General features: G+C 58.0%; 8 protein-coding genes. 6 read left to right on the top strand and 2 right to left on the bottom strand.

What is annotated here, in order from left to right; translation table 11 throughout:
• The first annotated feature begins 71 nt into the window (after nt 1-71).
• The 5 genes from FHT29_RS24240 to FHT29_RS24220 all read left to right on the top strand — a co-directional run bounded on the left by FHT29_RS24240 (nt 72) and on the right by FHT29_RS24220 (nt 7,774).
• Nucleotides 72-1,208 carry an efflux RND transporter periplasmic adaptor subunit gene (locus FHT29_RS24240; protein WP_168596993.1) on the top strand — a complete coding sequence of 379 codons (1,137 nt, stop codon included), beginning with the start codon at nt 72-74 and terminating at the stop codon, nt 1,206-1,208.
• Nucleotides 1,205-4,390, top strand: a complete 3,186-nt coding sequence (locus tag FHT29_RS24235) for a multidrug efflux RND transporter permease subunit (protein WP_168600222.1) — start codon at nt 1,205-1,207, stop codon at nt 4,388-4,390. The genes FHT29_RS24240 and FHT29_RS24235 overlap by 4 nt, the downstream gene beginning before the upstream one ends.
• A gap of 157 nt (nt 4,391-4,547) precedes the next feature.
• A complete protein-coding gene (locus FHT29_RS24230; protein ID WP_168596894.1) occupies nt 4,548-5,510 on the top strand; it encodes a GlxA family transcriptional regulator in 963 nt (320 codons plus the stop codon).
• Between the two features lie 197 nt (nt 5,511-5,707).
• Nucleotides 5,708-6,466: an SDR family NAD(P)-dependent oxidoreductase gene (locus tag FHT29_RS24225; RefSeq protein WP_168596895.1), complete on the top strand. Its 759-nt coding sequence runs from the start codon at nt 5,708-5,710 to the stop codon at nt 6,464-6,466.
• Nucleotides 6,467-6,532: 66 nt separating this feature from the next.
• Nucleotides 6,533-7,774 carry an MFS transporter gene (locus FHT29_RS24220; protein ID WP_246703092.1) on the top strand — a complete coding sequence of 414 codons (1,242 nt, stop codon included), beginning with the start codon at nt 6,533-6,535 and terminating at the stop codon, nt 7,772-7,774.
• Nucleotides 7,775-7,843: 69 nt separating this feature from the next.
• On the opposite strand, the gene FHT29_RS24215 is transcribed toward FHT29_RS24220, so the two are convergent.
• Together FHT29_RS24215 and FHT29_RS24210 are read right to left on the bottom strand one after the other, a co-directional pair.
• Complete coding sequence (locus tag FHT29_RS24215) at nt 7,844-8,476, bottom strand: glutathione S-transferase N-terminal domain-containing protein (RefSeq protein ID WP_168596896.1); 633 nt, start codon at nt 8,474-8,476, stop codon at nt 7,844-7,846.
• A 327-nt stretch (nt 8,477-8,803) separates the two neighbouring features.
• Nucleotides 8,804-10,954, bottom strand: a complete 2,151-nt coding sequence (locus tag FHT29_RS24210; RefSeq protein ID WP_168596897.1) for a molybdopterin cofactor-binding domain-containing protein — start codon at nt 10,952-10,954, stop codon at nt 8,804-8,806.
• Nucleotides 10,955-11,791: 837 nt separating this feature from the next.
• Here FHT29_RS24210 and FHT29_RS24205 point away from each other — a divergent pair.
• Nucleotides 11,792-12,655, top strand: a complete 864-nt coding sequence (locus tag FHT29_RS24205) for an aldo/keto reductase (RefSeq protein ID WP_168596898.1) — start codon at nt 11,792-11,794, stop codon at nt 12,653-12,655.
• Nucleotides 12,656-13,795: the final 1,140 nt, after the last annotated feature.

Genomic DNA, 13,795 nt, shown 5'->3' with positions numbered 1-13,795 from the left:
CACCACAGGGGGCTTTGATGAAGTACCGCTCTATTCCATTTTCACTTTGGCTCCTCGCTTGTAGCGTCGCTTTGACTTCGGTCGGAGTTGCTCAGGAAACAGGTACCGCGCCGACGGTCGTCGTGGCCAAGCCAGTGCTGCGCGATGTCGTAGACCGCGATGAATTCATCGGCCGTTTTCAGGCGGCCGAAGAAGTCCAAATCCGGGCGCGCGTAGGCGGATACTTGCAGGCGATCAACTTCAAGGACGGTCAACTCGTCAAGGAGGGAGATCAGCTCTTCGAGATAGACCAGCGTCCCTTCGTGACTGCGCTTAATCAAGCGCGCGCAAACCTCGCCGTCGCCAATGCAGGCCTTACCTATGCGCAAGCGGAATTCGATCGCGTCAATTCGCTGGTGAAGTCCGGAAGCCAGACGATATCCACTCTGGACGACCGCCGGCGTGCGCTGGACTCGGCGCTAGCGAGTGTGCAGGGTTCGCAGGCGGCATTCGACCGCGCGAACCTTGATCTGACATACAGCCGGATCACAGCACCCCTCGGTGGCAGGATCGATCGCCATCAGATCTCGGTGGGCAATCTCGTGCAAGCCGACCAGACGCTACTGACTTCCATCGTCATGCTGGATCCGATCGACTTCTATTTCGACATTGATGAGCGCAGGCTGCTGAACTACGCCGAAACGGCACGCAAAAACGGCGAAGTCCTGCAGAGCGGCGGCGGTGGCCTCAAGGTCTCCGTCACCCTCGGTGATCGCAACCGCACCAAATTCCAAGGAATCCTGGATTTCGCCGAAAACCGCGTCGATCCCCAGACAGGCACGCTTCGCGCTCGCGCCCGGTTCGCAAATCCGGATTTCGCGTTGCAGCCGGGGCTATTCGGCAGGGTCGAGCTCGAGGGATCGAATTCCTATCAGGCTATTCTCATCCCTGACGAGGCTATCAGCTCGGACCAGGATGAGCGGGTCGTTTTTGTTGTCGGGAAAGACAATACGGTCAGTACGAAGGCCATCCGGCCCGGCCCGCGAATATTCGGTTACCGTGTCATCCGCAGCGGCCTTGACGGAAGCGAGTCCATCGTTGTGAGAGGCGTGGTGCGTGTGCACCCCGGCATGAAGGTCGATCCCAAGGAAACAACGCTGCCCCCGGAAAACAAGGACCCAGTCGGCTCCGCACCGGAAGCCGCTCCGGCAACGGAGGTCGGCCAATGAGATTCGCTCACTTCTTTATTTCCCGTCCGATCTTCGCCTGCGTGATATCGCTTGTCCTGATGATCGTCGGAACGATCGCCTACTTCGAACTTCCCGTCTCCCAGTATCCAGAGATCGCACCTCCCACCATCGTGGTCAGGACCTCCTACCCCGGGGCCGACTCGCAGACGATCGCCGACACCGTTTCGACGCCGATCGAGCAAGAAGTGAACGGCGTCGAGGACATGCTTTATATGTCGTCCTATTCGAGCGCGGACGGAGCAACGACGCTCACGATCACGTTCGCCCTGGGAACCGACCTCGACAAGGCGCAGGTCCTTGTGCAGAACCGCGTAGCCGTCGCCCTTCCTCGACTGCCGCAGGAAGTGCAGCGCCTCGGCGTCACCACCACGAAAAGCTCACCCGACCTCCTCATGGTCGTGCATCTGCTCTCGCCGAATGGTCGCTACGACCAGCTCTATACGTCCAATTACGCGCGAAACCGCGTCAGGGATGTGCTCGTCCGCCTGCAGGGCGTGGGCGATATCCAGATCTTCGGCGAACGGCAATATTCCATGCGGATCTGGCTCGACCCGGAGAAGCTGTCTTCATATGGAATGACAGCAACCGATGTCGTGAACGCTCTGCGCGATCAGAACGTCCAGGTTTCCGGCGGCTCCATCGGGGCTCCACCCACAGCAAGGGAGAACCCGTTCCAATATACCGTGCGCACGGACGGTCGATTCCAGGATGCCCGGCAGTTCCGCTACGTCATCGTGAAGTCAACGCCTGACGGCAGGCTCGTCAAACTCGAAGACGTTGCCAGGGTCGAGCTCGGCGCGCGGGACTACGTGACGAACTCCTACGTGAACAACCAGCCCGCGGTCGGCATGGGCATTTTCGCGCGGCCCGGTACGAACGCGCTGCAGACAGCTGCGCAGATCAAATCGATCATGAAAGACCTCTCCGGCCAGTTTCCGCCCGGTCTGGAGTATCGGATCATCTATGACACCACGGCTTTCGTGTCGGATTCGATCAACGAGGTCTACAGGACGATCGGCGAAGCGATCGTGCTCGTCGCCATCGTCGTTCTCATATTCCTGCAGTCGTGGAGGACCGCGATCGTGCCGATCGTCGCGATCCCGGTTTCGCTTGTCGGTACTTTCGCCTTCCTTGCGGCATTCGGCATGTCCCTGAACATGCTCACTCTCTTCGGTCTGGTGCTCGCAATCGGTATCGTGGTGGACGACGCGATCGTCGTGGTGGAGAACGTCGAGCGCAATCTTGCGAGCGGAATGTCGCCCCGCCGTGCGGCGCACGTTACGATGGATGAAGTGGGTACGGCGGTCATCGCCATATCGCTCGTTCTCATCGCCGTGTTCGTACCGACGGCCTTCATTCCGGGAATCGCGGGCCAGTTTTACAGGCAATTTGCTGTGACGATCTCGATCGCGACCGCAATTTCGGCACTCAACTCACTGACCCTGTCACCGGCCATTGCCGCGATCGTCCTGCGCGCTCACGGTCACTCGGAGAGGAAGACGAACCTTCTGGCGAGACTGGGGAAATGGTGTGCCGAGATATTCAATCACTGCTTCGACAAACTCAGCTACGGCTACTCCGCAATCGTCCGAAGCATCGTCAGCTCGAAAACCGGTCTAAGCTGTGCCGTTGTCGTCTTCGTCGCCCTCCTCGGAGCAACCTGGTTCCTCAACACCAAGGTGCCGAGCGGCTTTATTCCGATTATGGACCAGGGTTATGCGATCGTGGTCGTCCAGCTTCCGGAAGGCGCATCCCTCGACCGCACCGATGCGGTGATCAAGAAGGCCGGAAATATCGCCAAGGACACGCCTGGTGTCGCCAATGCGGTGCAATTCGCAGGTTTCAGCGGTGCAACCTTCACGAACGCTTCGAACGCTGGCGTGATTTTCACACCATTCAAGCCGTTCGAGGAGCGGCTGGCGACCGGGGACACGTCCGAAAAGATTATCCGGGCGCTCTATAAGAACCTGCAGAGCGTCGATGAGGCCTTCATCATTGCCATCCCCCCTCCACCTGTTCAGGGCATCGGCAATTCGGGCGGCTTCAAGATGCAAATTATGGATCAGGACAACTCGAACATGACGCGCGTCCTCGGCCTGGCTCAGCAGATGATGGTCGAAGCGAACCGGACGCCAGGTCTCACCGGGGTCTTCACCACCTTCTCGGAATCTAGCCCGGAGTATTTCCTGGATATCGACAGAGACAGGGCACAGTATCTGAACGTTCCGATCCCCAATATCTTCGACACTCTCTCCAGCAATCTGGGCGTCGCCTACGTCAACGACTTCAACGCGTTCGGAAGAGTCTATCAAGTCCGTGCCCAGGCGGACAAACAGTTCCGCCTCGAACGCGACGACATGCTCGATCTCAAGGTCAAATCCGCGACTGGAGCCCTTGTTCCGTTAGGAACGCTTGCGAATATCAGGGAGACAAGCGGCCCGACGCTCGTCCAGCGCTACAACATGTATGTCTCTGTCCCTCTCCAGGGCAACGCCGCTCCTGGCGTTTCCACGGGCGAGGCGATCGCAAAAATGCAGCAGCTTGCCGCAAAGACGCTACCACCAGGTACGACGTACGAGTGGACTGAACTGTCCTACCAGGAAACCCACGCTGGAGGCAGCGCTGTCTATATCTTCGCGCTGTCGGTAGTCTTCGTATTTCTCGCGCTGTCCGCACAATATGAGAGCTGGATCCTGCCGGCGGCAATCATCCTCATCGTTCCGCTGGCGGTGCTGGGTGCGCTTTTCGGGGTCTATTTGAGGGGAATGGACAACAACATTCTCACGCAGATCGGCTTCGTGGTTCTGATCGGCCTGGCGGCGAAGAACGCCATCCTGATCGTGGAATTCGCGCGCCAGGCACAAGACGCGGGAAAGACCGCAGTGGAAGCAGCGATCGAAGCCTGCCATCTGCGTCTGCGCCCGATCCTCATGACGGCACTCGCATTCATCTTCGGCGTCTTGCCACTCGCGATCGCCGAGGGCCCGGGAGCCGAGATGAGGCGCTCGCTCGGCACCGCCGTGTTCAGCGGCATGATCGGAGTCACGCTATTCGGCCTGTTCCTGACTCCGGTGTTTTACGTGCTGTTGCGGTCACGATATGTGCCGAGGAAGCACGTCGAGGACGAGTGGGTGCAGGAGACGAAACAGGCGGCTGAGTAACCTTCTCCGATCGAAGCCATCGCGAGCCGGAAGCCGCGGTGGCAATCGCAATATCGCCAATCCATATAGACAAGGTCTGCCGGCGTCTCCGATAGGAAGCAACGTCGGCAGTGCCGCATTCGGCATTGCACTGAAAACAGCAGGAGTAATCAGGACTATGCGCAGCGTGGGTTTCATTCTTGAGAATGGTTTCCAGGTCATGGGACTGGCGGCGCTGTCGGCGTTCGAATTCGCAAACCAGGAACTGGGCGAAGAGGCCTATAAGCTGACGGTGATGTCTGAAAAGGGCGGAACGGTCAGGTCGTCCTTGAGCATCGGCATCCAGACCAAGAAGCTGGAAGAGTATCCCGATACATTGATGGTCGTCGGCGAGCTGGTTCCGCGTGCGCCCTCACCGACACTTCGGCAATACATCGTCAATGCTGCCACGGAAAGCAGGCGTGTTGCGGGAGTCTGCACGGGAGCCTTCCTCCTGGCCGAAGCGGGCCTGCTCGATGGCCGGCTCGCCACGACCCATTGGGCACACGCACGCGATCTACAGCGGAAGTTCCCACAAGTTCATGTCGACGAAGACCGTATCTTCGTCCGCGACGAGAACATCTGGACATCAGCCGGAATGAGTGCCGCTATCGACCTGACTTTGGCGCTCATCGAGGACGACTATGGGGCCGCGCTTTCGAAGACGGTTGCTCGCAAACTTGTCGTCTATCACAGGAGGCCGGGCGGGCAGTCCCAGTTCTCGGCTCTACTCGAACTGGAACCGCGCTCCGACCGCATCCGAAAGGCGCTCATCTATGCCAAGGAGCATCTTCGAAATCCTTTGAGCGTCGAAGAGCTTGCGGATACCGCGAATCTGAGCCCCCGCCAGTTCAGTCGGCTGTTCCGTGACGAAACGGGGCATTCTCCGGCAAAAGCCGTCGAGCGACTCCGACTCGAGGCAGCAAAAGCAATGCTCGAAGACGGAACCCATCCCGTTGAAATCGTGGCACGCGACACAGGTTTCGCTGATCGGGACCGTATGCGCCGCGCGTTTCTTCGCTCATTCGGACAGCCGCCTCAAGCCGTTCGTCGCACGCTTAAAATGATCGGAGGTGCTAGACTGGAGAATGTGGAGAGCTGACGTCCTCGGACGTGCTGCGACCCTAAGAGCCTCTCAACGAATGGATGAAGCCATCGCCAAGCTGACGACCAAATAATGTCCTAAAATGCCGTTTCCTTGACATTTGAGACGATCGCATTTTGGGACATGATCCTCCAATCGAAGCCGAGCCGATACGCCTAGAAATACGCGCGTCTCTCAACGAACAGGAGCGATCCATGAAAACGACAGGTAACACGATCTTCATTACGGGCGGAACTTCCGGCATCGGCCGCGGGCTGGCGGAAGCCTTCCACAAGCTTGGAAACAAGGTCATCATCGCAGGCCGCCGCAAGGCCTTGCTCGACGAAGTCTCCGCGGCAAACCCAGGGATCGATGGCGTCGAGCTCGACATCAACGACATCAACGACATCCATCGCGTCGCCAGGAAGCTGATCGCCGAGTATCCCAAGCTGAACGTCTTGGTCAACAACGCGGGCATCATGCCGTTCGACGATGCTTCCGGCCTGGTTGACGACGAAGTATCACGTCGCATCATTGACACGAACCTGCTTGGCCCGATCCGTATGACCTCCGCGCTCGTCGAGCACCTGAAGGCGCAGCCCGAGGCGACGATCATCAATAACACATCGGTGCTCGCATTCGTGCCGCTCGCTTCGAATGCGGTCTATTCAGCGACAAAGGCAGCCCTTCATTCATACTCGCTTTCGCAGCGGTTCATGCTTCGCGACACCAATGTACGGGTCCAGGAAATCGCTCCGCCATGGGTCGATACGGACCTGGTCAAAAAGAGCGGCGATCCGCGCGCGATGCCGCTGGATGTTTTCATTGAAAAGACGATGAAGGGTCTCGAGACGGACGCCCCAGAAGTTTACGTCGAGGAAATTGCAGCCCTTCGTGACAACCCGGGGAACAACGAGCATGCCTTCGTCCATGGATTCAATGAATCCTTGGCGGCGAACCCGATCCCAGTCTAAGCCTCCAAAATCGCGGCATTGCCTTCCGGTCTACGGCCGGGAGGCAAATTGCGCAGGGAATCCGTCATGTCAAATCGACTGAAATCCAAAGACACCAGGTTGTCGAGTGACGACGTCGCGCAGAACGCGGAAACGTCGGCACCCTCCTTGGTCCCAGCTTATTTCCTCGCTCTCGGTACCTTTGCCATCGGCACCGAAGGCTTCATGATTGCGCCTCTTCTACCAACCATCGCCGACGATCTGGGGATGAGTATTTCGACGACCGCCATGCTGGTCGTCGTATTTACGCTCGTCCTGGCCATCAGCTCGCCGATCACGACCGTCGCCACCGGACGCATGAATCGCCGAGACACGCTGATCGTGGCGATGACGTTGTTCACTGCTGGTAATCTTGCCGCTGCGTTCTCTTCTACCTTTAGCACTCTACTCGTAGCGCGCGTCCTGATGGCGGTGGCATCGGGTCTTTACGTCCCAAGTGCCAATGCGCTCGCGGGTGCCATCGCTGGTCCGCATAGACGCGGCCGTGCCCTGGCGATTGTCAGCGGCGGAATGACCATCGCGATTGCACTTGGTCTGCCCCTCGGCGCGCTGGTTGGCCATGCGTTTGGTTGGCGTGCCACGTTCCTAGCTGTTGCGTTTATGGGCCTCATTGCGATCATCGGCATTCTGGCGGGCATACGCCGTCAGGTGGGAGACGGTATGACCGTTGCCAGCCTTTCCGAACGGGTCAGTGTTGTCCGCCAGACGGCGATACTTGAGCTACTCGCAGTCACCCTGTTCTGGTCTCTCGGGGCCTATACTGCGTACCCTTACATAGCGCCCTATTTGAAATCTGAGCTTGGCTTCGGAGTGACCGGCATCGCCGCAACCGTTTCAATGTGGGGAATCGCCGCTGCCGTTGGAGTAACCACAGGCGGAGCGCTAAACGACCGGTTCGGCTCGCGAAAGGTTGCTACAGCTTCACTGATCCTTCTGGCGCTCTCCTTCGTTGCACTTGCCGCAGTGACGGGCTTGACGCCAACAGCTGCATTAGTTCCAACTCTTGTTGCGATCGCCGCGTGGGGTTTCAGCGTCTGGTCCTTCTTCCCGGCGCAAATGGCGCGTCTCATCCAGGCCTCGTCACCGTCCCAGGCATCGGTATCTCTCTCGTTGAATACCTCGACGATGTATCTGGGTTTCTCTATCGGAAGCGCTATAGGAGCGGCCATCGTTGGTGCCGGCGACATCTGGCTCATCGGAGTGGCAGCAGGTGCAGCTGAAATAATCGCGCTGCTCCTTGACCGGCGCTTCAAGCGCCAAGGGGTTTGAGCACAAACAACCCTTGAATGCTCGGCGGCGATGTCGAACATCGCCGCCGAGCTTTTCGTCATTCGCGTATTACGGCATCGGATCGGGATCGTCGATAACTACGAGCCCGTGCCCCTCTGCGTTCAATGCATCTCGTACCGACTGCCTCTCAGATACAAGTTTGAGCAAATTCCTCACTCGTGGATACTCATCGGTCGCGATACCGAAGTGCCTCGTCCAGCTCCCAATCACAAAGAGATACGCATCGGCGGCCGTGAAGGTTTCCCCGGTCAGGAACGGGCCTTTGAGGCTCTCGTTAAGGAACCCGAGGCGGCTACGGATACGCTGCAAGACGAGCGTCCGCATTTCGTCTTCGATCGGCCAGAACATCGGGACGAAGCTCTTGTGCAGTTCCGCCGCCACGTAGCTCTGCCACTCCATGACACGGTAGCGCGGCATGGTGCCCGGTTCCGGCATAAGGTCACGACGCCCAGCGAGATCACAGAGGTACTGAGCGATCACGAGGTTCTCGGTCAGCATCTCGCCGTTTTCTAGTTCCAGAAGCGGTACCATTCCCCGCTGGGCGACCGTCCAGTAGTCGGAACCATCCGCGCGAACTTTGGCAGTGACATTGATCACCTCGAGGTCGAAAGGTAGACCCGTCTCGCGCAAAAGGATGTGGACGGAGAGCGAGCTTGCCCCGGGATGCGTGTAAAGTTTCATTGCATGATCTCGATTGAAGGTGAGAGGTTAGACAACGGTATCCGGTGTGAATTTTACGCCGGTTGATTTTTGCGACAGAACCATGGGGTTTCCCGACTTCCACGGCAGTCGTCGGCGATTTCCAGCCGAACTCCGGACCGGAAAGAGATTGCACTTACGAACTGCGAACGACGCTCTGTATCGACCAGGTGGTCCCCTGCCGGAGACGGCATGACCCACTTTTTGGTCAGCTGCCGATTCACATGACCGATAGCGGTCTGTTTTCGTTTGAGCCAAGAGACGTCGCGCGATCACAGTTGAGCCAACGCCGTCTCTCAGTTCCCGTTGTTAGCTCAGAGCTGCCTCCGCGAGTGGCAGCGAACGGATGCGTTTTCCGGATGCCGCAAAGATGGCGTTCGCGAGCGCACCTGCGGCAGCAGCCGTTGCGGCCTCACCCACGCCGCCCGGGCTCTCCTGGCTCTTGATGTGATAGATTTCGATCTTGGGGATCTCGTTGATCCGGAGCGCACGGTACATATCGAAATTGGTCTGGTCGACCGCCCCTTCGGTGAAGGTGACCTGATTGTACATGGCGCTGCTCAGCCCGAAAATCACACCTCCCTGCATCTGGGCTTCTACGGTATCGGGGTTGATCGTCATACCACAATCGACCGCGATGACCGATCGAAGAAGCTTCACTTCTTCTTTCGTAATCTCGATATCGAGGACGTGTGCGAGATAGCTTCCGAACGCCACCTGAAGGGAGACCCCCCGGCCTCTTCCGGCTGGAAGCTTTTCGCCCCAGCCCGCCTTCTCCGCCGCCTCGTTCAGGACCGCCAGCGCGCGCGGGTTTTTGGTCAGCATCCTGCGTCTGAATTCAACGGGATCCTGATTTATCGCCGCGGCCATTTCATCCACGAAGCTTTCAACTACGAAGAGATTGTGCGACGGACCAACTCCACGCCACCAGCTCGTATTGACGCCGTCGGGCTCGTTGCGGACATAATCCACGAAAACCGCGTCCTCGTCGTAGGGCGTCTCCGAGGCGCACTCGATGGCATCAGGATCGACGCCCTTGATGAAGGCAGCGGGCGCGTAGCGTGCAAAGATCGAGGATCCTGTCACACGGTGCGTTCGCCCAATGAGCCGACCATCCTCGTCCAGTCCTGCCGCGACCCTGTCATAATAATAGGGGCGGTAGTAATCGTGCGTCATGTCCTGTTCTCGGGTCCAGACGAGCTTCACCGGATACCGGATATCCTTGAGAAGCCGGGCGGCGAGTTCGATCGAATCCACATCAAGGCGACGCCCGAACGCCCCGCCGATCAGCTGATTGTTCACAACTACGCTTTCCTGCGGCAACCCTGTTGCTTCGGCGACTGCCTTCTGTGCCCGGACTGGAACTTGTGTGCCGACCCACATCTCTGCCTTGTGGTCCTGAATGTGAAGCGTGCAATTGAGCGGTTCCAGCGGCGAATGGGACAGAAAGGGCGATTCATAGACAGCGGAAAGCTTCACCGCTGCATTCGAGATCACCGCGGCGGCATCCTTGTCGTTCCGGATGATCACACCCTGTTGCTGCGACGCCTGTGCCAGCTTCTTGACGATCGAATTGAGGTTCATCGATCCATTGGCTCCGGCCTCCCACTCGATCTCAAGTGCATCGACGCCTGCCTTAGCGGCCCACATATGATCGCCGATTACGGCCACAGCATCCGGCAGCTTGACGATATCGCGGACGCCTTTCACTGATCGAGCCGCATTTTCATTCATCTTCAAGATGCGCCCTCCGACTACCGGGCTGATGGCCAGGGTCGCAAATTTCATATTGGGAATGATGATATCTATCCCGTAGATAGCGCTGCCGTTCACCTTATGTGGGGTATCGAGGCGTTTGGCGCGGGTGCCGATCACCCTGAATTCAGAGGGCTCCTTCAGCACAACGTTTTCAGGAACTGGCAACGCCGCAGCTTTGGGCGCGGCCTCGAGGTAGGTCATGGATCGTCCGGTGGCATCGTGATGGACCACACCTAGATCGACACGACATTCGAAGGCCGGCACCGACCAATCGGAAGCGGCGGCCTGAATCAGCATCGTCCGCGCGGCCGCCCCAGCTTGCCTCAAGCGCATCCAGTCGGCCCTCGTCGACGTCGAACCACCAGTTGACTGGTCGAAGAGAAGCGGATCGAGATATTTCGAGAGGTCTGGAGGCGCGGCTTGGAGCTTGACCTGATCAAGTCCGACCTCGAGTTCTTCTGCCATTAGCATAGCGCTGGACGTAAAGATGCCCTGACCGACCTCATGATGAGCCATGATCAGAGTGATGCCGTCATCATCGATCTTGATGAACGCATTCGGGAAGAACGATTTCTGGTTCTCCTGACCGGCGGCGGCTGCGGCTCGCCCGAAGCGCGGCAGCTGGACCGAAAGCACCAATCCACCCGTGGCCAAAACCGTACCCCTCAAGAAATTCCGTCGCGAGTGCAAATTGTTGATCATCGCTCTCTTCTCCGGTCCGGCACCATGGATCTGACAAGGAAGCCCACATTCCGGACAGACAAAATCTGTGAACTTCGATCCGAGAACTTGCCTCCGTATCGAATGGGTTTCTTGAACGATCCGGCAGCAACGGCGAGAACTTAAAAAAGCCTTCCAATCGGAAGCAGTCTCGGCCACAGGCGCATCTTACCAAGTGATTGTTGGAACCGGCATCCGATCCAGGACTCCGCTGAAACGATCTGCCCGGTTATGCGTTGCTAAATGTCTGCAGGAGCTGGTCATGTGAGCTCTGAGCACGCGCAAGGAAGCCTAGAGGCGGGAAAGTGCGGAGTTATGTAGCAAATGTCATAAGCGCCAGATTGTTATTCGCCCTCTCGAGCTTCCCTTACGAGCTGAGTGGCTTCTTCCATTATCTCGATCTCTGTGATTTCCGCATTGGGTCCGCCGAAACGGTGCTCCGAGGCTATTTCCAATGTGGCTTTCTCAAAACGGGCGCGCGCCGCGGCGGCTTGGCGCTTCCTCTCCGGGGAATGTTGGTTTTCACGCGGAACTGAGCCGGTGCGCCTAACCGGCTCAGTTCCGCGTGAAAACCAACACGGGGAATCTAATGCGGTCTTGTCCGGCACTTGCTCGCCCCTAACAATAACGGCCCAATCGACATCCTAAGCCGTCTGGTGGCATTTGCTACATAATTTCGGAAAAGTGCGCCGTGCGCGATGATACAATAATCAACATCAGCCTCGTCGTAGTCTGCTCCCACACGATGAACTGGCAATAGCCGCTGGTAGACCAAAACGTGACAGTCGAGGCATGCCGTCGAAAACAGGGAGTTTGGAAATGGACGCCACCAACACGATCGAAAGCTTCTCAGGAACCTTCAAAGTTGGCGACTACACAATCAACAGGCTTGGGTTCGGTTCCATGCGGCTCACCGGCCGCGGTGTCTGGGGACCCCCGGCGGATATCGAGCAGGCGCTGGCCACTCTGCGCCGCGCTCCAGAGCTCGGCATTAACTTCATCGACACCGCCGATTCCTATGGCCCGGACGTCGCCGAAGAACTGATCGGAAAAGCTCTGGTAGGCCGGAAAGATATCCTAGTCGCCACCAAAGCGGGACTTCGTCGACCAGGCCCCGATCAGTGGGTACCTCACGGCAGACCGGAATACCTGATCGAACGGGCCAAGGGCAGCCTCAAGAAGCTCGGCGTAGAGCGAATCGGCCTTTGGCAACTTCATCGGATCGATCCGCGTGTCCCCATGCAGGATCAGTTCGCGGCGATTCGGCAACTCCTCGACGAAGGCGTGATCGCCAACGCGGGCCTCAGCGAGGTGTCGATCTCCGAGATCGAAATCGCTTCCCGATATTTCAAGGTTGCAACCGTGCAGAACCGCTACAATCTCGTCGACAGAGGAAGCGAGGACGTCCTCGACTACTGCGAACAGAATGGGATCGGCTTCATTCCGTGGTTTCCGCTGGCCGCGGGCGATCTCGCCCGCCCGGGAGGCGTTCTCGACTCCCTCGCAAAACAGCATGCCGCGACACCGGGACAGATCGCCCTCGCGTGGATGCTCAAGCGCAGCCCGGTTATGCTGCCCATTCCCGGGACCTCGAAGGTAACCCACCTCGAGCAGAATGTGGCTGCCGCCCGCATCCAGCTCTCCGCCGACGAATTCCACGAGCTGGACCAAAGCGTCCGTTGACTAACGAGCGTTCTATGCCCTGCCATCGCGAATAACGCGTCGGCGATCTCACTCAAACGCGCAATACAGGTTTATCATGACAATCGACTCGACAGGGTGTTCACCACGCGCGAGTATTTTCCCGATGGTCGCCGGTTCGAAGGCGTGGGTGTAACGCCGGACGTGTGGAGCCCCTTGACACGAAACGAATTGCAGGGCGGTATCGACACGCAACTCGAACTCGCCTCTAAAGCGGTATTCGCCCACTAGCCCGCTAACCGGTGGAAATCTCTCTAACTCAAAACCCGATGATCACACTGCCCCACAACTCGGCGGCTTTGCGCAGATATCTTTGAAAAACTAATCCGGCGGGCCAATTGATGCCGAATGTGCGGCGTTGACCTGACCTAACTCAACTCGTAGCATTTTGGAGAACGCGAAGTGCCACTCCCCATTCCTGCTTCGCCATGGTGGCAAAGTTCCCGGAATGTAGCTTGTCGTCGTAGTTCCAGATGCAGAGCATTGTCGTCTCGTTGTGGATGAAAGCTAGTCCAATGACACTATTGGTCCAGAACCTCGTTCAGCGTGGCGATCTCAGAGCTTAAAATCGCTTCTTCGGTGTGATCTGAAAATTGGTGGACCGAACGGGAGAAAGTTCGAACCAACTGTGGTTAGCAATCACTGAAATGTCGACGTGGGTGGCCCTCCTAAAACACACGAGTTTAGCGTTGGCAGCTCAAACACTCCCCCGGCCTGGCCGATAAGGCTCAAACAAAATAAATGCTGAAATCATCATGCAGGTGGGCGCATTTCCGGCCTTTGCATTGCGTAGGTCTGCGATTTAGTTGACGCGATCACTCGCAGCCAAGTTCGGCTAACGGCAGGTTTACGGGGGACGACCGTTTCGTTTCCTTCCGTCATCCTATGGCGGTTGACCTCGCCAAGTTATCGCAGCGAGCAAGACCTTCAAGGTGGAGTTCTTTCGAGGAGCCCGTAGAGCCCCTCTCCAGACATGGCATGGGCGTCTTGCGGCGAGTCCGGCTTCGACCTCCCTCGCAGCCTACCAATGACGTTTCCCCGACTGAGTATTGTAGGTAGTCCAGCCGCCGCACCCACCCAAACTTAGATTGCAAAAGGCTCCGTTCATAAACCAGTTGTCAA

This window comes from Rhizobium sp. SG741 (assembly GCF_012275435.1).
GTDB lineage: Bacteria > Pseudomonadota > Alphaproteobacteria > Rhizobiales > Rhizobiaceae > Rhizobium > Rhizobium lusitanum.
Note: the sequence above shows the minus strand (reverse complement) of the source record. Positions and strands in the feature narration are given on the sequence as shown.